25 protein-coding genes and 1 pseudogene are annotated in these 24,911 nt (G+C 71.8%); 13 read left to right on the forward strand and 13 right to left on the reverse strand.

Annotated features, from left to right (window positions below):
* Positions 1 to 180: 180 nt before the first annotated feature.
* Positions 181 to 1,290 carry a PP2C family protein-serine/threonine phosphatase gene (locus AC6I72_RS32995; protein WP_498005127.1) on the reverse strand — a complete coding sequence of 370 codons (1,110 nt, stop codon included), beginning with the start codon at positions 1,288 to 1,290 and terminating at the stop codon, positions 181 to 183.
* A 110-nt stretch (positions 1,291 to 1,400) separates the two neighbouring features.
* Positions 1,401 to 2,312, reverse strand: a complete 912-nt coding sequence (locus AC6I72_RS33000; protein ID WP_498005128.1) for a hypothetical protein — start codon at positions 2,310 to 2,312, stop codon at positions 1,401 to 1,403.
* Between the two features lie 115 nt (positions 2,313 to 2,427).
* Between AC6I72_RS33000 and AC6I72_RS33005 the strand changes: the two genes are divergently transcribed.
* Positions 2,428 to 2,619 carry a hypothetical protein gene (locus AC6I72_RS33005; protein ID WP_498005129.1) on the forward strand — a complete coding sequence of 64 codons (192 nt, stop codon included), beginning with the start codon at positions 2,428 to 2,430 and terminating at the stop codon, positions 2,617 to 2,619.
* 251 nt (positions 2,620 to 2,870) lie between these two features.
* On the opposite strand, the gene AC6I72_RS33010 is transcribed toward AC6I72_RS33005, so the two are convergent.
* From AC6I72_RS33010 to AC6I72_RS33025, 4 genes and pseudogenes are all read right to left on the reverse strand, one after another.
* Positions 2,871 to 3,269, reverse strand: coding sequence for a hypothetical protein (locus tag AC6I72_RS33010; RefSeq protein ID WP_498005130.1), 399 nt, complete (start codon positions 3,267 to 3,269; stop codon positions 2,871 to 2,873).
* A 208-nt stretch (positions 3,270 to 3,477) separates the two neighbouring features.
* A pseudogene (locus AC6I72_RS33015) lies at positions 3,478 to 3,621 on the reverse strand (alpha/beta hydrolase fold domain-containing protein); the annotation flags it as partial.
* Between the two features lie 219 nt (positions 3,622 to 3,840).
* Positions 3,841 to 4,938, reverse strand: coding sequence for an FAD-dependent monooxygenase (locus AC6I72_RS33020; protein WP_498005131.1), 1,098 nt, complete (start codon positions 4,936 to 4,938; stop codon positions 3,841 to 3,843).
* Between the two features lie 360 nt (positions 4,939 to 5,298).
* On the reverse strand, positions 5,299 to 6,264 hold the full coding sequence (locus AC6I72_RS33025) for an NADP-dependent oxidoreductase (RefSeq protein WP_498005132.1): 966 nt from the start codon (positions 6,262 to 6,264) through the stop codon (positions 5,299 to 5,301).
* Positions 6,265 to 6,367: 103 nt separating this feature from the next.
* On the opposite strand from AC6I72_RS33025, the gene AC6I72_RS33030 reads away from it, so the two are divergent.
* The 5 genes from AC6I72_RS33030 (at position 6,368) to AC6I72_RS33050 (ending at position 10,181) form a co-directional block, all read left to right on the forward strand.
* Positions 6,368 to 7,048, forward strand: a complete 681-nt coding sequence (locus tag AC6I72_RS33030) for a TetR/AcrR family transcriptional regulator (protein ID WP_498005133.1) — start codon at positions 6,368 to 6,370, stop codon at positions 7,046 to 7,048.
* Positions 7,049 to 7,752: 704 nt separating this feature from the next.
* Positions 7,753 to 7,899 (forward strand): hypothetical protein, encoded by a 147-nt coding sequence (locus AC6I72_RS33035; protein ID WP_498005134.1) that lies wholly within the window; start codon positions 7,753 to 7,755, stop codon positions 7,897 to 7,899.
* Entirely contained in the window at positions 7,896 to 8,537 is a 642-nt protein-coding gene (locus tag AC6I72_RS33040; protein ID WP_498005135.1) for a PRC-barrel domain-containing protein, read from the forward strand. Before AC6I72_RS33035 ends, AC6I72_RS33040 begins: the two co-directional genes overlap by 4 nt.
* A complete protein-coding gene (locus AC6I72_RS33045) occupies positions 8,534 to 8,968 on the forward strand; it encodes a PRC-barrel domain-containing protein (protein WP_498005136.1) in 435 nt (144 codons plus the stop codon). The genes AC6I72_RS33040 and AC6I72_RS33045 overlap by 4 nt, the downstream gene beginning before the upstream one ends.
* A gap of 397 nt (positions 8,969 to 9,365) precedes the next feature.
* Positions 9,366 to 10,181, forward strand: a complete 816-nt coding sequence (locus tag AC6I72_RS33050; protein ID WP_498006418.1) for a class I SAM-dependent methyltransferase — start codon at positions 9,366 to 9,368, stop codon at positions 10,179 to 10,181.
* A 42-nt stretch (positions 10,182 to 10,223) separates the two neighbouring features.
* On the opposite strand, the gene AC6I72_RS33055 is transcribed toward AC6I72_RS33050, so the two are convergent.
* On the reverse strand, positions 10,224 to 11,693 hold the full coding sequence (locus AC6I72_RS33055; protein WP_498005137.1) for an MFS transporter: 1,470 nt from the start codon (positions 11,691 to 11,693) through the stop codon (positions 10,224 to 10,226).
* 81 nt (positions 11,694 to 11,774) lie between these two features.
* Between AC6I72_RS33055 and AC6I72_RS33060 the strand changes: the two genes are divergently transcribed.
* Entirely contained in the window at positions 11,775 to 12,182 is a 408-nt protein-coding gene (locus tag AC6I72_RS33060) for a winged helix-turn-helix transcriptional regulator (RefSeq protein ID WP_498005138.1), read from the forward strand.
* Between the two features lie 58 nt (positions 12,183 to 12,240).
* Here the strand turns inward: AC6I72_RS33060 and AC6I72_RS33065 are convergent, their stop codons facing one another.
* The 5 genes from AC6I72_RS33065 to AC6I72_RS33085 form a co-directional block, all read right to left on the reverse strand.
* Entirely contained in the window at positions 12,241 to 12,423 is a 183-nt protein-coding gene (locus tag AC6I72_RS33065) for an Lrp/AsnC ligand binding domain-containing protein (protein ID WP_498005139.1), read from the reverse strand.
* Positions 12,424 to 12,657: 234 nt separating this feature from the next.
* Positions 12,658 to 13,575 (reverse strand): DUF6891 domain-containing protein, encoded by a 918-nt coding sequence (locus AC6I72_RS33070; RefSeq protein ID WP_498005140.1) that lies wholly within the window; start codon positions 13,573 to 13,575, stop codon positions 12,658 to 12,660.
* 288 nt (positions 13,576 to 13,863) lie between these two features.
* Positions 13,864 to 14,697 carry a PIG-L family deacetylase gene (locus AC6I72_RS33075; protein ID WP_498005141.1) on the reverse strand — a complete coding sequence of 278 codons (834 nt, stop codon included), beginning with the start codon at positions 14,695 to 14,697 and terminating at the stop codon, positions 13,864 to 13,866.
* 401 nt (positions 14,698 to 15,098) lie between these two features.
* Positions 15,099 to 15,755 carry a response regulator gene (locus AC6I72_RS33080; RefSeq protein WP_498005142.1) on the reverse strand — a complete coding sequence of 219 codons (657 nt, stop codon included), beginning with the start codon at positions 15,753 to 15,755 and terminating at the stop codon, positions 15,099 to 15,101.
* Positions 15,755 to 18,115, reverse strand: a complete 2,361-nt coding sequence (locus tag AC6I72_RS33085; RefSeq protein WP_498005143.1) for a sensor histidine kinase — start codon at positions 18,113 to 18,115, stop codon at positions 15,755 to 15,757. Before AC6I72_RS33085 ends, AC6I72_RS33080 begins: the two co-directional genes overlap by 1 nt.
* A gap of 138 nt (positions 18,116 to 18,253) precedes the next feature.
* Here AC6I72_RS33085 and AC6I72_RS33090 point away from each other — a divergent pair, with 138 nt between their 5' ends.
* From AC6I72_RS33090 to AC6I72_RS33100, 3 genes are all read left to right on the forward strand, one after another.
* Positions 18,254 to 19,204 (forward strand): CPBP family intramembrane glutamic endopeptidase, encoded by a 951-nt coding sequence (locus AC6I72_RS33090; RefSeq protein ID WP_498005144.1) that lies wholly within the window; start codon positions 18,254 to 18,256, stop codon positions 19,202 to 19,204.
* Positions 19,205 to 19,609: 405 nt separating this feature from the next.
* The gene (locus AC6I72_RS33095) at positions 19,610 to 20,620 is read left to right on the forward strand and encodes an aldo/keto reductase (RefSeq protein WP_498005145.1); all 1,011 of its coding nucleotides are present in this window, start codon (positions 19,610 to 19,612) and stop codon (positions 20,618 to 20,620) included.
* 53 nt (positions 20,621 to 20,673) lie between these two features.
* On the forward strand, positions 20,674 to 21,093 hold the full coding sequence (locus AC6I72_RS33100) for an SRPBCC family protein (protein WP_498005146.1): 420 nt from the start codon (positions 20,674 to 20,676) through the stop codon (positions 21,091 to 21,093).
* A gap of 360 nt (positions 21,094 to 21,453) precedes the next feature.
* On the opposite strand, the gene AC6I72_RS33105 is transcribed toward AC6I72_RS33100, so the two are convergent.
* The gene (locus tag AC6I72_RS33105) at positions 21,454 to 21,726 is read right to left on the reverse strand and encodes a DUF4190 domain-containing protein (protein ID WP_498005147.1); all 273 of its coding nucleotides are present in this window, start codon (positions 21,724 to 21,726) and stop codon (positions 21,454 to 21,456) included.
* Between the two features lie 470 nt (positions 21,727 to 22,196).
* Here AC6I72_RS33105 and AC6I72_RS33110 point away from each other — a divergent pair, with 470 nt between their 5' ends.
* The 3 genes from AC6I72_RS33110 (at position 22,197) to AC6I72_RS33120 (ending at position 24,733) form a co-directional block, all read left to right on the forward strand.
* The gene (locus AC6I72_RS33110) at positions 22,197 to 23,399 is read left to right on the forward strand and encodes an IS110 family RNA-guided transposase (RefSeq protein WP_497999502.1); all 1,203 of its coding nucleotides are present in this window, start codon (positions 22,197 to 22,199) and stop codon (positions 23,397 to 23,399) included.
* Between the two features lie 96 nt (positions 23,400 to 23,495).
* Complete coding sequence (locus tag AC6I72_RS33115; protein ID WP_498005148.1) at positions 23,496 to 23,963, forward strand: HIT family protein; 468 nt, start codon at positions 23,496 to 23,498, stop codon at positions 23,961 to 23,963.
* 236 nt (positions 23,964 to 24,199) lie between these two features.
* Positions 24,200 to 24,733 carry an EF-hand domain-containing protein gene (locus AC6I72_RS33120; protein ID WP_498005149.1) on the forward strand — a complete coding sequence of 178 codons (534 nt, stop codon included), beginning with the start codon at positions 24,200 to 24,202 and terminating at the stop codon, positions 24,731 to 24,733.
* The last annotated feature ends 178 nt before the right edge of the window (positions 24,734 to 24,911 follow it).

Here is a 24,911-nt window from a genome sequence, read left to right on the forward strand (position 1 = left end):
GCCCCGGCGGCCGGCGCCCGGCACGCGCCCTCGCCGCGTTGCCGGAAGGTCCTGGTAGCTCCGCTACAAGGACCTTCCGGCGCCTTGCGATCGCACGCACCGGACACCGCCCGCTGATCGGAACCCACTTTTGTTCGCAGCTCTTAGTCGTCGCCGGGCTGCGGCTGCCAGCCGCGGTGTCTAGTGTCGGCGGCCGTAGTGGGTGCGGCGCAGGGCGATGACCGCCGCGTCGTCGTCGAGCCGGCCGCCGGCGTGCGCCATCAGGTCGTGTCGCAGGAGGCGCACGAGTTCCTCGGGGCTGTCGTCCGCCCACTGGGCGGCCCGTTCGGCGAGTGGGTAGAAGGTGCCGTCGGCGTCGCGGGTCTCGATGACGCCGTCGGTGTAGAGCAGGAGGGTGTCCCCGGGTTCGAAGGAGAAGACGTCGACGCTGTTGTCGGCCGGTCCCAGGCCGCCGACGCCGAGGGGGAGCGCCGGGTGGAGCGCGACCGTGCCGGCGCCGTTGGAGCTGAGCAGCAGCGGCGGCGGGTGCCCGCAGCTGATGACCTGGGTGATGTTGTCCTCGTCGGGAATCTCCACCAGCAGCGCTGTGGCGAAGCGCTCCTCGACTTCCGGGGTGCGCCCCAGGTGGGCCAGGTTCCGGGTGACGCTCTCTTCCAGGGCGGTGGCCAGCGTCGGCAGCGTGGCGTGCCGGTGGGTGGCTTCCCGGAAGGCGCTGATGAGCAGGGCCGCCTCGCCGATGGCGGGCAGGCCTTTGCCGCGTACGTCGCCGATCATGATGCGGGTGCCGGTTTCGGTGGTGGTGGCGGCGTAGAGGTCGCCGCCGATCTGGGCATCGTCCTCGGCGGCGAGGTACAGCACGGCGATCCGCACGCAGCCGAGCTGGTCGGGCAGCGGCCACAGCAGGGCGTGCTGTGTGGCCTCGGCGATGGTGCGCATGCGGGCCAGCTGGCGGCTGCGGCGCTCCCGTACCACGCAGAAGAAGACGACCATGGCGGACAGCACCGCCAGGGCGAGGATCTGCACCAGCACGTTGCGTGTCGTCAGCACGTCGAAGCGCCAGCCGATGTACGCCTGCGCGCCCACGGCGAGCAACCCGATCAGCGCGGTCGTCCAGGCATTGGCGAAGTAGGCGGTGACGGCGGGAGCGACGACCAGCAGTGGACTGAGGTGGATGTCCTCGGGCACGTACTGGTCCACTGCCGTGATCACCACGATGAGCGCGACGGGGATCGCCAGCAGCGCGTGACTCGGCTTCCGCAGGTATGGCAGGAAGTCCTGCTCGATCCGCACCTACCCAACACTGCCACGGGACCGGGTGGCGGGCGAGGGCTTCGCGCGGGAAGCACCGTGCGTCTCCCCGCGCTGCCCTCGTTTCCCGGCGCCGGGGCGGCAGGAGATGATCAGCAGTGGTGGCTTTCGGGTTCGCGGACGTCCTCGGACCAGTCGACGCCGAGGGTCTGCGCGAGGTGCCCGAGTGCCTCGCGGGTGCGGCCGAAGACGGTGAGTTCGCTGAGGTAGTCGCTGCACGGGTCGTGGCAGACGATGACGTCGCGGCCGCCGTAGTACTCGCTGCGGCAGGTCATCTCCCGCCAGGGTTCGAAGCCCAGGGGGGTCAGTTTCTCCCGCAGGCGGGCCAGGAGTTCCTCACCGGGCTCATCGTCCTCGACGGTCCAGCCGTAGTGCGGGAGCAGCCGGACCACGGCGAGCAGCAGGAAGAACTCCGAGACGCTGTGGGCCTGGCGTATCCAGCCCTCCTCCCCGTCGTCGCCCAGAGCGGACACCAGGACCGGCGGGTCGGCGAGGTGGGCGCGGGCCGCGGGGTAGCCCCACTCGTTGCAGTACTGGTTCTCCGCCATGAACACGCAGACCCGGAGGTCCTCGTCCGGTTCGGTGAACGGGTTGTCGCGGGGCAGCCCGTCCGAGGCGCCGTAGCCGCCCGGGTCGGGACGGACGGTGGGCGGCCACTCGGGATTGGTCTCGTACAGCTCGGACCGGTCGGCGAACGAGTTGAACGGCAGGTTCCACCATTCGTCCAGTGCCGCCGGTACCGGGATCCGGGGGTCGACGCTCTCCGGCCGGCCGTCCTCCGGTCCGCCCTGATGCGCCGCCTTCAGCCCGGCAAGGTACTCCTTGTGGGGATCGGGCGCGTCCCGCTGCCGGCACTCGCCGCCCGTCGGGACGTACCCCCACTGCTCCTGGAACTCCCGCAGCAGCTCCCAGCGCGGCCCGATCGCCGCCATGTCCGCCCCGCCGGAGGGCCGTACGCTCTCCAGCCGCTCCCGGAACCGCCCGTAATCGATGATCTCCGCCACGCCCGTGAGCCTAGCCGGGCGGCTGGTGGTGGCGGCACGGCAGGGACGGGCACTGGCCCGGTGGGGCGCCGCACGCTTCGGCCGCCGGGGGCCGCGGACCGGTCCGAGGGGCACCGTGCGTGCCGACACCGGCGGCGGGTGCAGCATCCGGCTGGCCGCTCCCGAGGGTCCCGCCACGATCGAGAGCGACGCCGCCACCCGGGTGCTGCTGCTGTGGGGACGGCGTCCCGCCGACCCCTCGCGCTGGCACAGCAGCGCCGGCCCGCAGGCCCTGCGCAAAGTACGGGCCCTCCTGAGCGGCTACTGAAGGACGTGTGCACGGGCGGCGCGGGGGCGCAGGCCCGCGAGGCCGGCCGTCCCCTCGATCGGTTTCGGTGCGGGGACGGCTGAGACGGACCTCCTGAGCGGCCGTACGGCGGTTCCGGCGACGTGCTTCCGTTCGTCGGATGCCCACGGCTCGCTCGGCACCTTCGGTGAAGCGGTGGACCGCCGCCGCGCTGCGGGTCCGGCCGCGGGAGGCGGCGCGAGGCCGGGCCGCGGGGAGCTGGGACGGGCGCGTCAGACGGGCGGGCAGCCGAACCAGTCGACCGTGCCGGTGTCGCTGTTGCGGGTGTAGCCGAGGCACCTGATGGTCCTGTGGCGCAGGGCCTTGGTCCGGTCGACTCCCCCCTCCGGGGTGTCGCCCTTGTAGTAGGTCTGCATGAGTGTGTCGACTTCTACGGTGTACCAGCGTTTCTGGTGGTCCGGGATGCTGCAGAGCCGGGCGCTCAGGTTGCGGCTGGGCCCGCTGCCCCACACGTCCTGGTCGGCACGGTCGCAATGGGTGCCCTCGGCGGTGACGGCTGGGGAGCCCTCGCCGGTGACGGCGGGGGACGCGGCGGCTGTGCCGAGCGGGACCGGCGCGCCTATGGCGATCGCCGCGGCGACGCCGAGAAGGGGTTGCACGAACAGGCTCATCGAGGGGCCCTCCTGCCAGGGGCTGTTGACTGCCCGGAGTCGTCATGTCATCTCTGTGTGATGATCACACCCGATCAGGGCGACCGGCCCGGCAGCCGGGGGTTCCTTCCCCCGACCCGGTGACCTCGGTACCGCCAATGCAGCAGGCCGCGTCCATGCCCCCGGGCTGCCGGGACCGCGCCGCGGCCGCCGCGAGGCCGCACCTCTCGACACGGGAGTCGACCCGGACCGAGGTGACCTCCACACCCGCCTCGCGCAGCTTGTCGGCGCACCGCTCGCCCTCGTCACGCAGTACGTCGGCTCCGCCGGTGATGACGAGCGTGGCCGGCAGGCCCCGGAGCAGTCCCATGGAACGGCCGGCAGCCCCCGGAGCAGTTCCACGAAGGGGCCGTCGAGGTGACGGTCATCCCCCCGGACGGAACCCGAACTCCCCCGATCCCTCGTCAGCCCGTCCGCCGCAGCACACAACCGCCCCGCCCGGGCTGCGTCCGGGTTCGCCGTTGGCGACGAACCGCGTCCCCCACGCTCCAGCCACGATCTCGGTCGCCGCGGCTGAGGTCCTGGTCCGGTGTCAGGCAGTGGGCGCGGTGGTGATCATCCAGTGGGTGAAGGCGGCGTAGCGCTCGGCGGACTCGGCGGCGCCGTGGGCGTGCTCGACCGCCGCGGAGTGCTCGCGCACCTGCTCGAACCGGGATCGGCGGGCGCTCTCGTAGCGGGCGAGGGCGGCGGGTGTGGCGGCTCCGCTCGCCAGTTCGGCGCGCAGCACTCCGGCGTCCTCGATGCCCAGCGTGCCGCCCGCCGCGATGTGCGGGGACAGGCCGTGCGCGGCGTCCCCGATCAGCGCGACCCGGGCGGTGGTCCAGCGCGGCAGCTCGGGGACGACCATGATCTGGTTCTCCAGGATGGCCTCCTCCGGCGTCGCGGCGATCATCTCCAGAAGCTCGTCGTGCCAGCCGGACTCGGCCACGTTGCGGGCCCGCCGCAGCGCCCGCTCCCTCTTGCTGCCGACCAGTTCACCGGCGTCGAACTGGCCGACCCACCACATGGTCTGGCCCTGCGCGACCCGCGTGTAGCCGCCTCGGGTCCGCGCGGTGCCGATCGTGACGAACGTGCCCTCCGGCCGCTCGTCCCCGGAGGGCAGCACGGCCCGCCAGGCGTAGTTGCCGGCATGGGCGACGGCCGCGCTGCCGGGCACCAGGGCGGCGCGCACGTCGGAGTACACGCCGTCCGCTCCGATCAGCAGATCCGCGCGCAGCGGCGCACCGTCGGCGAGGTGCACTTCCACGTGTGTGTCGTGTTCGGTGAAACCGGTGACGTGTGTTCCCAGGCGGATCCGGTCCCTGCCGAGGGTGTCGGCGAGGAGGGTGTTCAGGTCCGGTCTCGGCACCATCAGGAGCTGGTGGGCGGCCGGGTCGTAGCCTGCCGCGCGCATCGGGTGTCCGGCGGCGTCGAAGAACCGGGCGTCGACGGTCTCGCCCATGCGCCGCACGTCGTCGCCGATGCCGAGGGTGTCCAACTCCCGTAGTGCGTTGGGCCACAGAGCGATGCCGGCCCCGGCGGCCCGCACCTGCGGAGCGTGTTCCAGCACGGTGACCTCATGTCCGATCAGCCGCAGCGATGCCGCGGTGGTGAGCCCGACCAGGCCCGCTCCTGCGATCACAGTGCGCATCGTTCCTCCTCCAGCCGTCCGGTGCGGGGTGAGAGCGGCCGACGGCGAGGGGACGCCGGCCGGGCGCGGCGGACCGTCGGGCCCGGCGAACCTCGCTCTCTTCACGCATCAACTTAACACTAACGGTTAGTTTTTACTAACGAATCCATTTTCCGATCCGCTAGTGACATGACGGCTCGGTTCGGGTTGCGGAGCGGGCCGGCGCTCACCGCTGGGACGGACTGCCGGCGTCTCCGGCGACCAGCCGGTCCCCGCCCCCGCCACGAGCACGGTCCCCGTGACCGCCTGGCCCTTCCCGGCCGCGCCGCCGCCCTCCGCCACCGCGCACGACTCGTCCGCCTCACCCCGTCGGAGGCGGTCTCAGTCCACCCTGACGACGTACTTGCCCCGCACACCGCCCGCCTCCAGCGCCCGGTGTGCCGCCGCTGTCTCCTCCAGCGGGAAGACCGTGTCCACCGCCGGGCGCAGTCTGCCCTGGGCCACCTCGCGGGCAAGGTCGTCGAAGAGCGCCCGCTTGGGGTTGCCGCTGAAGAAGCGCACCCGGCCGCGTCCGTGTACGGCGCTGGCCGCGATGTAGCCCAGCGAGGCGGCGGGGCGCGTGGGGTCGAAGGCGATGGAGACCATGCGCCCACCGGGTTTCAGCAGGCGCCGGAAGGCCCGCAGGTCGGTGCCCGCCGTGTCGAGGACCACGTCGAACAGGCCCAGTTCCGCCGGCGTGACGGTCCGGTGGTCGACGGCGTGGTGGGCGCCGAGCGTGCGGACGAAGTCCAGATTGGCGGCGCGGGCCAGCGCCGTGACCTCGGCACCGTACGCCTGCCCGAGCTGGACGGCGGCGTTGCCGACGCCGCCCGCCGCGCCCCGTACGAGCAGCCGTTCGCCAGGGCGCAGCGCGGCCTTGTCGCGGAGCGCGGTGATGGCGGTGGTCGCCACCGGCAGCGCGGCGGCGGACACCAGGTCCAGTCCCTCCGGGACCCGGCCGAGCCGTTCGGCCCGCACGGTCACGTACTCCGCGGCGCTGCCGAACCTGGAGGCGGCGCCCATGACGCCCCACACCGGGTCGCCGACCGCGACGCCCGTCGCACCGGTGCCGAGGGCGACGACCTCGCCGGTGAGGTCCAACCCGATGCGCTGCGGGAACCTCTGGCCGGTGAACAGGCGGAGACGGCCGGAACGGACCGCGAGTTCGCCACCGTTGACGCTGAACGCACGCACCCGCACGAGGACCTCGCCGGGCGCCGGTTCGGGACGTGGCACCCGGCCCACGTACAACACTTCGGGACCGCCGAAGCGGTCGAACAGTACTGCTTTCATCGTGCGGTCGTTCATCGTTCTCACCTTCGCTACGAGCGGCCCTGCGGGGGACCGGGGGCCGAGCGTAGGCTGGGAAGCGGACGACATCGTCCGCTTGGGCCGGAGATGAGAGACAGTGGTGGGCGAATCTTCTCGGATCGCGGGTACGGACGGGCTCCGGGCCGACGCCCGGCGCAATCGGGGGCGCATCCTCGCCGCCGCCCGTGCGGTCTTCGCCGAGCAGGGGATCGATGCGCCCATGGCCACCGTGGCCCGGCGGGCGGGAGTCGGCGTGGCGACGCTGTACCGGCGCTTCCCGACCCGGGACGCCCTGGTACGGGCCGCGTTCGCGCAGCAGATGGAGATCTGCGCCCGGACGCTCACCGAGGCGCTGGCCGACGCCGACCCGTGGCGGGGTTTCCAACGGCTGGTCGAGAAGGTCTGCGAACTCCAGCGGGAGGAACGGGGGTTCCCGGCCGCGTTCGTCGCGGCCTTCCCGGACCGTACGGCGCAGGACGCGCGAGTCCGGGAGCAGGCCGAGCGGGACTTCCTGGTCCTGGTCCGCAGGGCGCAGGCGGCGGGCGCGCTCCGGGCCGATTTCCATCCCTCCGACCTCACCGTGGCCCTGTTGTCCCACTGCGGTCTGGTCACTGCTCTGCCGCACGACCGTTCGGCGTCCCGGCGCCTGGTGGCGTATCTGCTCCAGTCGTTTCGTGCCGAGGCGGCCCACGGCGTGCTGCCCCCGCCCAGCGCGCTGTCGTTGCGCAGCCTCCCGCTCGCGGCCGGCGCCTCCCCCGGACAGCGGCCTTCCAGGACCTGATGCGAGGCGGCGTCGCCTGCCGCATGGTCCGCCCCCCTCGGACGACGCTGCCGTGCGACGGTAAGGCCGAGCCGCCGGGTGCCGACGGCATCGGCGCCCGGCAGACGCTGCACCGTCGGCTGACTGTTGGTGCTGCCGGAGGGTGTTGGGGCGTCGTGCCGGTGATGAGCGCCCGTGCGCCCCCATGGCCCTCTCCCCCGCCTCGGGCACGCGAGCCACGGTCGACGCATGGAGGACGCCAGGGAAGCATGTGTGGGCCGCGGCGACGGCACGGACTGCCCGAACGGGGAGGTGTTCGAGCCGGACGGGACCGGGCCTCGATGTGAGGAATGCGAGCACCACTGGGAGCTGGACGAGACGGAGCGCGGCCGTCGGCCGGCGGTGGACGACGGGCTGACACGGCCGAACGGGGACCCGGACGAAGCAGCACACCGCGGAACAGCCGCGTGAGTCCGTTGCCCAACGGTGAGCGCCGATACCGGGCATCGCCGTACGCGACGAGAAACGCGGCCGTGAGGTCGGCGGCGATCGATGCGGGCCCATGACGTCCGCTCGCGCCGGCCCTGCGGCCGTCGACGAGGCTCTGGCCACCGCCCGGCTGCCCGCAGGCGTGCGGTGGGCGTACCGCGGGCAAGCGGATAACCCAGGGAGTTCGCCGGAACAAGGCGGCATTCGCAGTCAAGACTGTACCGAGGTGGTCGGCGATGGTGTGGTGGGGCTGGGTGGTCCTTCTCGTCGCGGTGGCGATCGTGCTCACTGTCACGGTGCTGGCGGTCCAGGCGAGGCGGCGCAGCGGGACGGTGATCGCCGTGCGGTCGGGGCGCCGCCCCGGGCGGGGAGGTGCGCTGTGATCCCGCTCGCGCTCGCCTCCGAACTGACCAAGCGGGTGGTGGTGACGCTGGAAGGGGAAGCCGTCGCCCAGATCAAGGACACCGTCTTCGACGCCGACGGGGGCCGGGTCACCGGCTTCACCCTGAGCGGCCGCGGCCTGCTGGCCGGACCGCTCAAGAAGGTCCTGCCGTTGTCCGGAGTGCACGCGATCGGACCGGCCGCCGTGATGATCCCCAGTGAGGCGGTCCTGGAGAAGCGGGGCGTGGCCCTGGGATCCGGCGCGGGAGGAGGCGGTCAGGTCATCGGTACTCCTGTGCTCACGGACCAGGGGACCGAGGTGGGCACGATCCTGGACGTGGTGATCGAGGGCGGGCGGAGCGGACGGGTCATCGGTTTCGAGATCGCCGCCAACGAGAACCTGGACCGGCGGGAACGGAAGGCGTTCATCCCGCGCGGGGAGACTCTGGCCGTCTCCGGACGTGCTCTGGTCGTACCGGCCCACGCCCGCCGCTTCGTCGCCGACGACCTGCCCAGCTTCAGCGCCCAGGTCGAGGCCTTCCGGGCGCACACAGCGACCGGACACGCGGACACACCCGTGGACACGACCCTGGACACACCCACCCAAACACCCGCACGTGGAGAGGGGAGTCCGGCATGAGGCTGTTCACCCAGACCCGGGGCCTGCCGGTGATCACGGTGGAAGAGGCCGAACCACTCGGGCGGGTGGAGAGCCTGACCATCGACCCGCACACCAGGAGCATCGCCTGTCTGCGCCTGTCCGGCGCCCCGCGACACGCCACGGCCATCGCCTGGAGCGCCGTCGAGGGGGTGGGTCGGGACGCCGTCATCGTGCATGCGCACGCCGCCGGTCCCGGCGGGAAGAGCTTCCCCGCCCATCAAGAGGCCTTGGGTCAGCGGGTCCTGACGGAAGACGGCACCGAGCACGGCAGCGTCAAGGACATCGCCTACGACTCGACGACCGGACGCGTGCTGACGCTCTACACAGCCCTCGGTGAGATCAGCGGAGACTGCCTCCTCGGCCTCGGCGGCTACGCAGTCGTCGTGCGGACCACGACCACCCGGCAGTAGCGGCCAGGCGACGGGCCGGCAGACGCTCTTTGACAAGAGGAGCCCGGGAACAGAGCAACCGCACACACGACTTGGAGCTGCGAACGAAAGGGGAGTCCGATCAGCTCGCGGCGTCCGGTGCGTGCGATCGCAAGGCGCCGGAAGGTCCTTGTGGCGGAGCTACCAGGGCCTTTCGGCAACGCCGCGAGCGTGCGTGCCGGGCGTCGCGAGCCGGGCGCCCCTTTTGTTCGCAGCTCTTACAGCCCTGACGGCGGTTCTACGCACGGATCGCAGGCGGCCGGAGCGCGCATGACCGGCCGGCCGCGCATGACGCCGGCTCCACTCGTCAGGCCCCTCGGCGTCCATCGTCTAGGGTGGCGCGGTGACTGATGAGCAGGAGCGGGTGCAGCCGTCGGGGGTGTGGGCCACGGCGGTGGGGGTGGCCAGGGTGCGGGCGCTGGAGACCGAGCGGGAGAACGCGCTGTTCCGTGACCCACTGGCACAGGCCTTCGCCGCCGCCGGCGGCCTGTGGCCCTCCTCGGCGCCGCTGCCCGACGACGAGGCCGCGCGACGGCGCCGGCTGGCCGTGTCGTTCTCCATCGTCATCAGGACGAAGTTCCTCGACGACCTGCTGCTGCGGGCCTGCGCGTCCGGTGTCCGGCAGGTCGTGCTGCTCGGGGCGGGCATGGACAGCCGGGCCTTCCGGATGGACTGGCCCGCAGGCACCCGGCTGTTCGAGGTCGACACCGCCGCGCCACTGGACTTCAAGGCTTCGGTGCTGCGCCAGGAGCGGGCCGTCGCACGCTGCGAGCGGATCACCGTCGCGGTGGATCTGCGGGAGGACTGGCCGGCCGCGCTGGCCGCCGCGGGGCACGACCCGGCCGTACCTACTGTGTGGATCGCGGAAGGGCTGCTGATCTATCTGCCCGAGGACGCGGTGGAGCTGCTGCTGGCCCGGATCGGCGCGCGGTCGGCGGCAGGCAGCCGGATGGGGCTGACGTTGGGTTCGCGCGGTGTGATCGAGCGCTTCGGCGCGGACGCCGTGCCGGGTTCGGCGGCGTCCATGTGGGTCTCGGAGATGCCCGACGACCCGGTGGGCTGGCTGGCCGGGCACGGCTGGGAGGCCGACAGCCACACCCTGCGCGAGTGCGCTGCCGCCTACGGCCGTCCGATCACCACCCCGCCGCGGCGCGAGGAGCGGCCCGGCGGACTGATCTCGGCGGTCCGCCGGTAGAGCACCGCTTCCGAGCAGGTCCGTGACGGGGCGGGGCACCGCTCAGGAGACCGGGGCGTTGTGTCCAGGAGGTGCCGCGCTGTGCCGCTCTGCGCCCGCGGGAGCAGGGGGCCTGAGCAGAGCGGTGCCGATGATCAAGGCGGCCGATGTGAATCCGGCGGCGGCGAGGAAGGCCGTGTGGTAGCCGCCGGTCAGTGACTCCGCCTCGGTCTTTCCTGCGGCGGTGAGGCTGTGGGTACGCGCGCTGACGATGGCGCTCAGCACGGCCAGGCCGATCGCTCCCCCGATCTGCTGCGTGGTGTTGAACAGGCCGGAGGCGATGCCGGACTCGGCCGGCGTGACGGCACTCATGCCGAGCCCCATGACGGCCGGCGCGGCCAGGCCGAAGCCCAGGCCCATGACGAGACTGGCGGGGAGGAAGTCCACCAGGTAGACGCCGTCGACGCGGGCGAACGACAGCATGACGAACGCCCCGACGACGAGGGCGAGTCCCAGGAGGAGTATCGCGCGCTGCCCGAACCTGGTGACGAGCCGGGTCGAGAGACCGAGGGACACCGCCGCGATCACCACGGCGATGGGTACGAAACCCAGGCCGGCCCGCAACGAGTCGTACCTCAGCACGCGTTGGAGGTAGAACGTGCCGAAGAACAACAGGCCGAACATGCCGGCGATCATCAGGAACTGGACGACGTTGGCCGCGGTCAGGCTCCGCGAGCGCAAGAGCGTCAGCGGCAGCAGCGGTTCGCCGGCTGTGGCCTGACGGAGGACGAACCCGGTCAGCAGCAGGAGCGACAGGAGACCGAGCAGGAGGGTCCGGGCCGCTCCCCAGCCGGCCCGCTCAGCGTCCACGATGGTGTACACCAGGAGCGTCATGCCCGCGGTGACCAGCAGGGCTCCCGGGAAGTCGGTGCCCTTGCCCATCCCCTCGCCGCGGTCTTGCGGGAGCACTCGCACGCCGGCCAGGACGAGGACGGCACCGATCGGTGCGTTGATGAGGAAGATCCAGTGCCAGCTGAGCAGATCGGTGAGGACGCCGCCGAGCAGCGGTCCGACCGCGCCGCCGCCGGCCGAGGCGAAGCTGTAGGCGGCGATGGCCTGGGCCCGCTCGCGACGGTCGGAGAACACGGTCGCGACCATGCCGAGGATGCACGCGGAGGCGAACGCCCCGCCGACTCCCTGAAGGAAGCGGCACACGATCAGCACGGTCGCGCCGGTGGCGGCACCGCACAGCACCGAGGAGGCGCTGAAGAGCACGATCCCGGTGAGGACAACGGTCTTCCGCCCGGCCAGGTCTCCGAGCCGCCCGGCCAGCAGCAGGAGCCCGCCGAACGGGACGACGTAGGCGTTGACCACCCAGACGAGACTTCCGGAGGAGAAGTCAAGGTCTTGCTGCACAGCGGGCAGCGCCACGTTCACGATGTTCTGGTCCAGGACGATCATCATCTGGCCGATGCAGAGCAGGATGACGGTCGGCCACGGTGACGCACTGGCCCGCGTGTTGGGCAGGGGCATGCTCGAACCTCCCTTTGGGGCACTGTTTGTTACAGCGGTCATCTTCTGTAACCATCAGGCGCCGGGGAAGGAGGCACTTTCATGTCACGTAGTAACACGCATGTGTCCGAGGAGGTCACCGACGAGGCGTGTCCGCTCGTCGAGGTGCTCGATCACGTGGCGGGCAAGTGGAGCATCAGCATCCTGGTGGCCGCCGCGCGTGGCCCCGTCAGGTTCACCGAACTGGAACGCTCGATCGACGGCATCAGCCGCCGGATGCTCACCTTGAACCTGCGCAGACTCGAACGCGACGGTCTGCTGACGAGGACCGTGCACCCCACCGTGCCGCCGAAGGTCGAGTACCGCCTCACTCCCATGGCGCGAGAGCTGTACTCCTACCTCACCGGCCTCGTGGGGTGGGCGGAGCGGCACCGCGGTGCCATCGCCCAGGCCCGGGCCGCCTACGACTCCACGGCAGCGGCGCAGGTCGGACGGACCGCCGGTGATTGACCGCGGCGCCTGTTCCGTCCCGGGGCGAGCCGCAGGCCCTTCCGGTGCGGGCATGACCTCACAGCTGCTCCGCCGTCGCGGGGAGCGGGTCGAGCACAGGGTTGGTGAGGTGCTGGAAGATGATCGACCTGCGGAAGCTGACGATCTCCCGGCGGTTGGTGAACTGGTCCAGGAGAAAGGCGTGCAGGTGGTCGATGTCCTGTGCGGTGACGTGGACGAGGAAGTCGTCGTTGCCGGCCATCGTGTGGACGAAAGACCACTTCCGGCAGCCGGGTCACCGACTCCTCGAAGGCGGCGACGACGTCCCGGCGCAGGGGACGGACCTGGGTGAAGACCATCGCTTGCACGGAGCGGTCGAGCGCGCGGAGGGAAACCTCGGCGCGCTGACCCTGGATGATGCCGCGCCGGTGCCAAATCTGGCAGCACCCGCCCCCTGGCCCCTCACTCCTCATGCGTCTGCTGGGTGACACGGTCCCTAGCCGACGAGGCGACGGCGCCAGTCCAGGGGGGTGACGGTGATGGCCCGGCCGGGGTCATGGTCCCACTCGGCGCGCAGACCGACCGCTTCGAGCGCGGCCACCACCTCGTGGCCGATGGCCGCCGTGGTCTCGGACGAACCGTCGAAGCCGCCGTAGAGGAGCGTCAGTCCGCGGCCGGCTGCGGCAGAGTCCGTGCCCTGGGTATGGAAGTAGACGAAGCCGCGGGCGTCGGGGCCGCCTTCGCCGCCGATCTCGGACTGGCCGCAGCCACGGCAGCAGGTGAAGTTCTCGCGGGCCGTGATACCGGCGTCCTGAAGGGCGGTGAACGCGCGGGTCAGCCGCTCAGGATCCGTCTCCCCCTGCCACTCGGCCTGCTCCGCGACCCGCTCCAGCCACAACCGGTCGGCCAGCGCCTCCGCCTGCTCGCGTGAGACGGGCCGGCGGTCACCGGTGACCAGATACTCCTCAGCCAGCTCGGCCAGTCCGGCGCGGGAGGCGTAGCCGCCGCACAGCACCTCGCGGACGCGTCTCTCCAGCTCCTCCCGCTCGTCCTCGCCGAGGTCGAGCGGCGGCACCTCACGGGCGGGGCCCATGTCCAGCGGCGACCAAGCCGGACCACCGTCCCATCCGGCCTCCTGGCACGCCCAGCCGGTGATCGCCGCGATCACGGCCTCCGGCCCGTCGACGACCGCCTGGAAATGCCGGTCGGCGGCGCCGTCGCGGTGCTCCAGCGTGTAGCCGCCACCGGTCTCGTGCCACACCTGCGCGAAGACGTCAGGCAGGTCGGGTATCCGCTGGACCACCAGGAACCGGTCGCCGTCCCCACCGATCCGCCGGACCAGTCCGGCCAACTCCCCGGCGGACACACGGACGTGCCGTTCCCTGTTCTCCGTCTTCACCACGATCTCGAGCATGCGCCGACTCTGACACATCCCACTGACCACAGGCCTCCCTCGGCCCCCGGCGCACCTGCTGCCGCGACGGCACGACCAGTCGTGACAGGGGACGGCCGTCGGCCGGGGTGGACGACGGTCCGTGCCGGCCGTGCCGCTCATCCGGCGCTTCGCCGGCGCACTCCGGCCGGCGGTGCGCCCGGCGGGCAGGGCGGCGCGGGCCGCCCTGCCCCCACTCGGCGGCTGCGCGCGCTGTCGTGGATCTGGGTTCCCAGGATCAGAGACCGGGAGAGACGGCCTCGCGTCGCATCAGCGCAGTCCGGCGAAGAGGTCGTTCTCAGGCAGGGCCGCTCCGGTGGTGTCCCGGACCCGTACGAAGGTCTCCATGCCCATCAACTCACCGAACCGCTCCCGACCCATTTTCAGGAAGAAGATGTTCTCGCCCTGACTGGCGTGGGCGGCCAGTGCGTCGAACTTCTGGCCGCTGAACGCGGTGGTCTCCACCCACGTGGAGACCTCCTCGTCGGGGAGGCCTATCTCGGCCATCGCGGCGGCCTCGGCGGGATCCGGCTCCGGCATGTCCTCGTGGAACTCGCGCATGACCTCGCCGAACCGCCGCATCGCCGAGCGGGGCATCGTCGTCCAGTACACCTTCGGGGTCAGCTCGGTCATCTCCAGTGCCGCCATGGTGATGCGGTGGGCCTGGATGTGGTCGGGGTGCCCGTAGAAGCCGTTCTCGTCGTAGGTGACGACCACATCGGGCCGGTAGTGCCGCATGAGTTCCGCGAGCCGGGCGGCGCCTTCTTCCACGGGCGTCTGCCAGAAGGACCCGGGGACGTCATTGCTCGGCCAGCCCATCATCCCGGAGTCGGCGTAGTCCAGCATCTCCAGATCGCTGACCTTCAGGACCTCACAGCTCGCCTCCAGTTCCTGACGGCGCATCAGGGCGACAGCCTCCGGATCGTGTCCCGGATCTCCCGGCTTGGCACCTCCCGGTCCGTCCCCGCATCGGCCGTCGGTACACGTCACGAGAACCGTGCGCATGCCCTCCGCCGCGTACCGGGCGAGGACTCCTCCGGTTCCGGTGGCCTCGTCGTCGGGGTGGGCGTGCACGGCCATGAGCGTCAAGGGCCGGTCAGTCATCAGACAGTCCTCCTGCGGACTTGCGTGTCGGTCCGGGTACGCGGCGGACGTACCGCGATCCCGAGAGGGCCCGGATCCTACGGTGGCGACGACCTCGCGCTTTCCGCGCTCCCCGCCCCGTGCTGCCCCGGTCCCTCGGTCCGTGCAACACCGCCGGCCGAACCGACTGTTCCCGCAACGCACCGAAGGCTTCGCGAACGGGGACGGCAAGGGCAGGACGCGACGTCGGCGACGACATCGGCGCCGTGGACGGCATCGATGCCCTCGGCGGCGGCGTCAGCCGCATCGGCACCGCCGGCCCCTGGGCGGCACCGGCGGGATCGGCGGGATCGGCGTCCTCGGCGGATCGACGTCCCCGGCGACCGCAGGACCGGTGGTCGGCCCTGCGCGGGCCGGCCGGGTCACAGCGCGGGCGTGCCACCGGGCCGGATCAGACCGCTCTCGTACGCCAGGATCGTGGCCTGTACCCGGTCGCGCAGGCCGAGTTTGGCCAGGAGGGCGTTCACATGGGTCTTGACCGTGCCCGTGGCCACGCCGAGTTCGGTGCCGATCTCGGCGTTGGTCCTGCCCGAGGCGATCTGCAGGAGCACCTCGCGCTCGCGCGGGGTGAGCCGGGCCAGGAACGCGGGCACCGGAGGCGGCAGTGGGCCGCCCCGAGCGAAGGTGTCGATGAGCCGGCGGGTGACGCCGGGGGCGAGGATGCCGTCGCCGGCGGCCACCACGCGGACGGCGGTCAGCAGTTCCTCCGGCTGGGCGTCCTTGAGCAGGAAGCCGGACGCACCGGCCCGCAGGGCCTCGTAGACGTACTCGTCGAGGTCGAACGTCGTGAGCACCAGCACCCGGGGCCGGGTCTCCAGCCCGGTGATGAGACGGGTGGCGGTGAGTCCGTCCATGCCGGGCATGCGGATGTCCATCAGGACGAGATCGGGTGCCCGGGCCGCCGCGAGTTCCACCGCTGACGCCCCGTCACCTGCCTCCGCCACGACCGCCAGGTCGGGTTCGGCGTCCACCATGGCCGCGAAACCGGCACGGACCACCGCCTGGTCGTCGACGACCATCACATGTGTGGTGACGGCGGCACCTCCTGAGTCGGAGTGGATCGTGGTGAGGCAGGGAGTGACACCTGCACGGTACCGGTCGGAGCGAAGGTGATCCGCCCCTCTCCCGCGTCGGCCTGCACCCGCAGGCGTTCCGCGACCGGCCCGGTGACCGCGAGAGGTACTCCTGACACCGTGATGTGCAGGGTACCGCGGCGCCTGCGGAGGGTGACCCGGGCCGGTCCCCGGTCACCGGCGTCGAGGGCGGACGCCACTGTCCGGTACGCCAACAGGGCCACCGACGGCGGCAGTTCCGCGGCCGTGCCGGCCAGGCCGCGCAGCCGTACGTCCCGTCCTGCCGCCCGCAGGCGGTGACACAGTGCTCCGAAGTCGGCGGCGGTGGGGGACGGTGCGAGCCGCTGACCGCGCAGGCCGGCTCCGTCGAGGCTGTGGAGCAGCTCGCGCATCGCGGCGAGGGCTGAACGTGCCGCGTCGGCGACGTCTTCCAGGCGTCCGTGAGCGGCGTTCTCGGCGACGCCGGCGGTGCGGTCCAGGACCGCTTCGCGTAGTCTCGCCGCCAGCCTCCGCCGTTCGGCGTCCGCCGCGAGGCCGGCCTGCCATGCCGAACTGGCGAGCGCGTGGTGCTCGCGCGCCAGCACGCGCAGCCGGTGGCGCCGGACCGCCACTCCGGTGGTCCACAGCAGCGCGAACGCCGGTGTCAGCAGGGTCCATGTCACCGCGGTGACGACGAGGACCGAGGTCCACGAGGCGGGCAGGCCGCCGAGCGTCCCGTCGACGCCGGCCGTGACCGGCAGCACCGCCGCCGCGGCGGTCGAGGCCGCCAAGACCAGCGGCCAGGTGCCGGCGGGACGGGGGCCGTACACCGCGACGGCGTAGACCGCGAGAGCTTCGGTGATGAGGCCCGCGGCGAGGAACGGTGCCATCGGGGCGGGCAGGAGTGAGCAGGCGACGGCCGGCGGCCACAGCCAGGCCGTTGTCAGTACGCCGGCGAGGGCGGCCCGGGGTGCGCGCCGCCGCCACAGCAGCGGCAGTGCGTGCACGGCGGCCAGCAGGGCGAGGACGGCCAGGCCGCCGGCGTCCGCCCGGTGGCCGGTGTCCGTCGGGTTCTCCATGTCGGCGAGGGCTGCGAACAGCGGCAGAGTTCCGGCAGCCACGGTGAGCGCGGGGTCGCACAGGCGCTGTACGCGCAGTGCGTCGCGGCGTCGGCGTGCGGCGGTCGCGGGCCGCGGGCCGGTGTCGTCGGGCAGCTCCGCCCGCACCTGCCAGCCGCCGTCGGGGCCGGGGCCCGCGGTCAGCCGCCCGCCGGCCGCGGCCGCCCGCCTGCGCATGCCGTCGATCCCCCGGCCCCCGCCCAGCGCGGCTGCCGGGCGCGGCGTGCCGGCGGGGCGCGGCGCGGTGTTGTCCACCGCCACCAGGAGCTGCCCGTCACAGCGCCGCAGGCGCACCCGCACGGCCGTGCCGGGCGCGTGGCGCAGCACGTTGGTGAGGGCTTCACGGACGATACCCCAAGCGGCCTCAGCCGCCGTGCCCGCCAGGTCGGGAGGGATCTCCGTACTGATGGGGCGGCCGAGTCTGCCGAACTCGGCGACGAGTTCCCGTATCCGTGCGGTCATCGGCTGCGGTGGGCCGGGCCGTTCCGCGTCCTGGAGCAGGCCGACCAGTCCCCTCAGTGCGGTGAGGGTTTCGGTGCCGGTGCGCTCCGCGAACGCGAGAGCCTCGGCCCGCAGGCCCGGTCTGCTGCCGCCGAGCCGGCGGGCGGCGTCCACGGTGACGACGACGGACGTCAGGTGATGGGCGCTCACGTCGTGCAGTTCCCGGGCGAGACGTTCGCGTTCGGTCTCACCCGCCCGCCGTCTGCCGTCCTCGGCGGCGGCCAGCCGCCGGGCCGCGGTGAGCCGCCCGGCGAGCCATTGCCGCCGCCGCTCACCGAGTCCCGCACAGAGCGCGTAGACGACCGTGCTGAGCACCAGTTCCGGTACGAGCGCGGGCCGCGGGCCGACACGCAGGAGGGACAGCAGCCATTCCGCACCGATCACCGCCGCCGCAGCCCGCACGGTCACGGACGCCGGGCGGAGGACCGCCAGGGAGTACAGCGCGACCAGCGTGCCGATGCCGAGGTACCCGTCCGGCCAGGACAGCTGTCCCAGGACGGAAGCGGCCACCGTCCACGCCAGCGCCCCCACCGGTGTCCGGCGGCGGTGGCCCAGGGCGGCCGTCTGGACGGCCAGGCCGCACACCGCGCCGGCGGCGCCCGCCACGCCCGGCGCGGCCTCTTGGGCCCAGGCGGCGCCGGGGCCCAGCCAGGCGGCCTCGGCCGCCGCGATCACCGCGGGAGGCAGCCAGTTGCGTATCGTCTCCATGTCCGGGCCGAGCCTACGGCGCCGACGGACCGCCCGGCGCACGCCCTCCCCGGCCGAGGCCGCCTCTACCTTTGGGTAGAGACGCGGATCGTGCGCACGGCCGATGACGGGGGACGGCCGGCCGGGCAGGTTGTGATCATGAAGTTCTCGCCTCCGCCCTCCGCACCGCTGCTCCCGTTCCACCGGCTCGCCCGTGTCTCGCGCCGCTACCGGTGGTGGCGGCCGGTGACGGGAACGCTGTTCATCGGCGCCGCCTGGACGACGGCGCTGGGCCTGATCCTCCTTCTCGCCGCCGTGATCGGTGACATCGGCGGATATCCGGAGGACCAGGACGGCCTCGCCGACTTCGGGCCGGTGACGAACACGGCCGTCGACCTGCTGCTGATCGCCTCCGTCATACCGTTCGTCCTGCTGGCCGCGGGCTGGATCGGCCGCCGTCCGGCCGGTACGGCGTCGTCGGTCACCGGCGGGCTGCGGTGGAGGTGGCTGGGGGTCTGCGTCCTGGTGGCGCTGCCGGTTCTCGCCCTGTCCTGCGGAGTCGTGCTGCTGCTGCCGGGGCAGGACGTGGCACCGTCCGGGTGGGCGGACATGGAGGTGTTCCTGCCCGCGATGGCGATGCTCGTCGTCCTTGTTCCCTTGCAGTCGGCCGCCGAGGAGTACGTCTTCCGTGGCTGGCTGCTGCAGTCCGTGGGGGCCTTCTTCCGCTCACCGTGGTGTGCGGTGGCGCCGCAGGCCGTGCTCTTCGCCGCCGCTCACGGCTGGGGCACGCTGTGGGGCTTCGCCGAACTCGTCGTCTTCGGGTTGCTCGCCGGGGGGCTGACCGTTCGCACCGGCGGTCTGGAGGCGGCCATCGGTCTGCACGCGGTCAACAACCTTCTGGCGTTCGGCCTGTCGGCGGCGGCCGTCGACGGCCTCAGCAGCGAGGAGACGGCCGCCGACGCGACGTTGCCCATCGTCGTGATCGACCTCGCGGGCGTCGCGCTGTACACGGTCGCCGTCCTGTGGTTCGCCCGGAGGTCTCCGGGGCACCCGCCACAGCGTACGGCCCCGGCGCAGGAGGCCGTGCCGGTCGCGTCGTCCTTCGGGTAATCCCACTCCCCTACGTCCACCCCGCCCGGGCACCCCTTCGTGGCCGGCCCGCAGACCACCGGGCCGCGCCCGACGCCCGCACCCGCCCCGCACGCGGCGCCGGACGCCCGAGAGACCTCCGGACGACCCCCGGCACAGCCCTGAACCGGGGTCCCGCCCCCTCGATCGCCCCGGACGGACGCCCGATCGCGACGGCAACGGGCAGCCTTGCATTAGCCCGCGTCTGCAATTATTGTGGACGCACGTAAGGCGCTTCTGCATTTATATGTGGTTCCGCCGGTACCACCCCGGCGGGTGTCCCCTCACCCCCGTGCCCGGCTCCCTCGGAAGAGCCGCCGCACCGGGAGACATCCGCTCCCACCGCCTCGCCCCCACCACGAGGCATCGATCGAAAAGGCACCGTTCATGTCCCTCAAGAACATCCTTCCCGGCCGGCTCGGCTTCGGCACCGCCCCGCTCGGCAACATGTTCCGCGCGATCCCCGACGAGGACGCCCGGGCCACCGTCGAGGCCGCCTGGGACGCGGGTATCCGCTACTACGACACCGCCCCCTTCTACGGAGCCGGCCTCGCCGAGCAGCGCCTGGGCCAGGTCCTGTCCGCCAGGCCCCGCGACTCCTACGTGCTGTCCACCAAGGTCGGCCGGGTCATCCTGGACGAGAGGGAGACCGACGTCCCCGACTTCGGCGAGAAGGGCGGACTGTTCGAGCACGGCAACCCCAACAAGGTGCTCCACGAGTGGACCGCCGACGCCACCGAGCGCTCCATCGAGGGCAGCCTCAAGCGGATGGGCGTCGACCGCTTCGACATCGTCTGGGTCCACGACATCGCCCAGGACTTCCACGGCGACGCCTGGGTCAGCAAGTTCGAGGAGGCCCGCACCGGGGCCTTCCGTGTCCTGTCCCGTCTGCGGGAGGAGGGCGTCATCAGGGCCTGGGGTCTGGGCGTCAACAAGACCGAGCCCATCGAGCTGACCCTGGCCCTGGACGAGCCCAAGCCCGACGGGTTCCTGCTGGCCGGCCGCTACACCCTCCTCGACCACGCCCACGCCCTGCAGCGGCTGCTGCCGATGGCCCAGGAGCAGAACGTCGACATGGTCGTCGGCGGCCCCTACAGCTCCGGCATCCTCGCCGGCGGCACCCACTTCGAGTACCAGCAGGCCCCGCCGGAGATCATCGAGAAGGTCAAGCGTCTCAAGGCTCTCACCGACAGGCACGGCATCAGCATCAAGGCCGCCGCCCTGCAGTTCTCCCTGGCCCACCCGGCAGCCGCCGCCGTCATCCCCGGCGCCACCCGACCCAGCCGCATCGCCGAGGACACCGCCGCGCTGAACGAGACCGTCCCGGCCGCGTTCTGGACGGACCTGCGCGCCGCGGACCTGGTCAGCCCCGCCGCACCGCTGCCCGACGGCGCCTGACCCCACCCACGCTCCCGCAACCCCCCACCGGCAACACCATCCGGAGAAACACCATGGCCTCGACGTCCGTCAGCCGCATCGTCCCCGCCTCGCCCGACAAGGTCTGGAGCCTCATCGGCGGCTTCGACGCCCTGCCCGACTGGCTCCCCTACATCCCCGAGAGCACCCCGCTCGAAGGCGGCCGGGTCCGCCGGCTGAAGAACCCCGAAGGCGAGGTCATCATCGAGCGCCTCGTCGACTTCAACGAGACCGAACGCCACTACAGCTACGCCATCCTCCAGGCCCCCTTCCCCGTCAACGGCTACGTCTCCACCCTCCGCGTCCACGCCGTCCCCGGGCAGGAGAACGCCGCCGAGGTCCAGTGGTCCGGCCGTTTCCACCCCGACGGCGCCACGGAGGACGAGGTCACCGACCTGTTCACCGGCATCTACCGCGACGGCCTCGACGCCCTCCACACGACCCTCACCGCCTGACACCGGCACCACCCGCACAGAGGACCGGACCGCCCAGGGGACCGGTTTGCACGGCCCGGGTACGCACCCCGCGCACCTGGGCCGCGGCGCGCCCGGGGTGCGGAATCGCTCGCGGCGCGGAATCGCTCAGGGCTCGGAATCGCTCACGAACCGGAACATATCCCGAAGTGGACCGGGGCCATCCTTCGGCGCGTCCCGGCTCCCGTCGCTGCGATCGGGTCCACCCGCGAAAAGCACGGCACGCACGGTGACGTTGACCGTTCCGGCTTGCTCAGTCTGCCGGGGCCGGCGCGGTGCAGGCGGCGGCGACAGCCAGAGTGTCCCGGTAGAGCGGCGGGGGCGGGAGCGGGCGGACACGGGTCAGCCGAAGTTCCAGGTGAAGCTGCCGCCGTTGTGGGCCGCGACGGCGAACATCACGACCATGAACACGATGTCGACCACTCCGAGGCCGATGTCCCACTTCGCCATCGCGGAACCGGTCTGCCGCAGCGCGACGGCACCGAAGATGATGGCCAGCGGACCGAGGATGATCGGCAGGAAGAAGAGGCCGACTATGCCGCAGACCAGTCCCGCGATCGCCAGCCCGCTGGTCCGGCTCGTCCCGTGTGCGCCCGTGCGACTGTAGGATGACATCGATATCTCCTGACCTGTCCTGGTTGGCTTCTTTATTCCTTCGGTTCCCTCCTGGTTGCCCGTCCCGGCCGGGTCATGCCTGCGCGGTTCGAGCAAGTGCCTTCGTCCGACCGGAAGTTTCCGTGGCCGCGTCGCCGCGTCGATGCGGAATCACTTCCTCCGCGAGCGAAGCGGTGAATGGTTCGGCGGGAGCTTTTGATCGTCGGCCCCCGTTATCTTTTTCGCGGTCCTGCAAGAGGGCCGCTGGCCTCCGGGCCCGGCATGACTGTTGCCCCCTGTCGATCGGATGACCTGGGGGGTGGTGTCACCGGGTCCGAGGGGTGCCGTCGGAGACGCTGATCAGAGGTCCGACCACCGTCCTGCCGGGCGCAATGCCCGGCCGCTCGCGGGCGGCAGGTCTGCATAACGTGGCTGCGCGAGAACGGCTCCCGACCCTGGGGCCGGCACGCATCGACGCATGTGGGGGCACGGTGATCAGCATCGACGGGGTGGACGTCTTCCTGGGCCTGGACGTCGGCAAGCAGACGCATCACGGACACGGTCTGACCCCGGCCGGGAAGACGGTCTTCGACAAGGCGTTGCCGAACAGCGAACCAAAGCTGCGGGCCGTCTTCGACAAGCTCAAGACCAAGTTCGGCACCGTCCTGGTGGTCGTGGACCAGCCCGCCTCCATCGGCGCCCTGCCGCTGACCGTCGCCCGGGACACCGGCTGCCAGGTCGCCTACCTGCCCGGCCTGGCAATGCGCAGGATCGCCGACCTCTACCCCGGCGAGGCCAAGACCGACGCGAAGGACGCCGCCGTCATCGCGGACGCCGCCCGCACCATGCCCCACACCCTGCGCACCCTCGACCTGACCGACGAGGCCACCGCCGAGCTGACCATGCTGGTCGGCTTCGACCAGGACCTCGCCGGCGAGGCCAACCGCACCTCCAACCGCATCCGCGGCCTGCTCACCCAGTTCCACCCCAGCCTCGAACGCGTCCTCGGCCCCCGCCTGGACCACCAGGCCGTCACCTGGCTCCTCGAGCGCTACGGATCCCCGCAGGCCCTGCGCAAGGCAGGCCGCCGCAGGCTGGTCGAGATCGTCCGTCCGAGGGCACCGCGGATGGCCGAGCGGCTGGTCGACGACATCTTCACCGCACTCGACGAACAGACCGTCACCGTCCCCGGCACCGGCACTCTCGACGTGATCGTCCCGTCGCTGGCGAAGTCGCTGGCCGCCGTCCACGAACAACGCCGGGCCCTTCAGGCCAGGATCGAAGCCCTGCTGGAGGCCCACCCTCTTTCCGAGGTCCTGACGTCGATGCCCGGCATCGGAGTCAGGACCGCCGCAGTCCTCCTGACCACCGTCGGTGACGGCAGCAGCTTTCCCACCGCCGCCCACCTGGCCTCCTACGCCGGCCTCGCCCCGGCAACCCGGCAGTCCGGCACGTCGATCCATGGTGAACACGCCCCCAGAGGCGGGAACCGGCAGCTGAAACGGGCGATGTTCCTCTCCGCGTTCGCAGCCCTCCACGATCCCGCCTCCCGCACCTACTACGACCGCTGCCGAGCCCGCGGCAAGACCCACACCCAGGCCCTCCTCCGCCTCGCCCGCCACCGCATCAGCGTCCTGTTCGCCATGCTCCGCGACGGAACCTTCTACGAACCGAGGAACCCTCGACTCGCTTGACGAAAGACATAGAGGCACCCCCCCCCCGCGAGTCAGGCCTCTGTGTTCAAATGCTGAGCGAGAACGAGGGGATCAGCGCAGAGGGGGGAAGCATCGATGGTTGCAGACGCCCGCGCGGCCGGCGGATGTATGGCGTGTGACCTCACGGCCGGCAGGGCACCCCTGCCTGGCGGCAACGTGCTGCGGACCGACTCCTGGGTTGTCGAGCACTGCGTCGGGCCGCTGGGGCTGGGCACCGTTGTGGTCAAACCGACTCGGCATGTGCTGCACGTCGCCGAGTTGACCGCACAGGAATCCGGGGAGCTGGGACCGCTGCTGCAGCGGGTGAGCGCAGCCGTCACCGAGGTCACGGCCCCGGAGCAGGTGTATGTGTGTTTGTGGTCGCATGCGGGCGGGATTCCCGGACACATCCACTTCGTTGTGCAGCCCGTCGGGAAACAGGACATGGCCCGGTTCGATGCCTCCGGTCCGGCGCTGCAGGTGGCCATGGGCGCCGCAGGATGTTTCCCCGAGGCGGCGGAGGTGGAGCGGGTCTGCGAGAGTTTGCGGGAAGCCCTCGGCTGAGTTCTGAGTTCCGCAGCCTCCATAGAGGGGGCTCGGCTTCTTGGTCCTCCTCCTGCTGGAGGCGGACTTCCTACGGGGCGCTCGCCCGGCCATGAGCCGCCGTCCGAAGACACCTCTGCGCCGCCTTTCGGCCGCTGCCACTCGTTCGTGTGAATGGTGCGCATTCGAAGAGCAGGCCGGTCATTGCTCCATAAAGTGGACGGTGCCGAAATGCGGATGTGAAGGGGTGGGTCCTGATGCAGGCAGAGGCAGTCGACCGGGTCCGGTTGGTGTTCACACTGTTCGACGCCGACGGTAACGGCGCCATCGAGTCCGACGATTTCGAGCTGATGGCCGGCAGAGTCGTCGCGGCGGTCCCCGAGGCGGACGCCGCCAAGCGCACCGCGTTGGTGGAAGCCCTCCGGAGGTTCTGGACGACTCTGGTCACCGAGCTGGACGCCGACGGCGACGGCAACATCAGTTTCGAGGAGTTCCAAGCGATCGTCCTCAGTCCGGAGCGGTTCGCCGGGGCGGTCGACGAGTTCGCCGAAGCGCTCACGGCTGTGACGGACCTGGACGGGGACGGGCTGGTGGAGCGCCCGACATTCGCGGCGGTCATGCAGGCCATCGGCTTCGCCCTGCCGAACATCAACGCGCTGTTCGACGCCTTGGAGCCGGTGGGCGCGGACCAGGCGTCGGTACCGGCCTGGGCCGACGCCATCAGGGAGTATTACCACCCCGACGCGGCGGGCACCGCAGGAGACCTCCTGGTCGGCACCCCGGCGGCCTGAGAACCGCGGGATGCCCGGCACTCGATGAGTGTGCTGTCCTTGTCGCATCCCGTGGCAACGGCGCGGTGCCTCTTGAGGCGTTGATCCTGCCCTCGATGGCACCGCGCTCACGGTGGTCGACCGGGTCGCAGCGCGGCGGTCGGCCGCGGTGAGTGGGTGCTCCGCCTCTACAGACTGA

Source organism: Streptomyces sp. Xyl84, assembly GCF_059731885.1.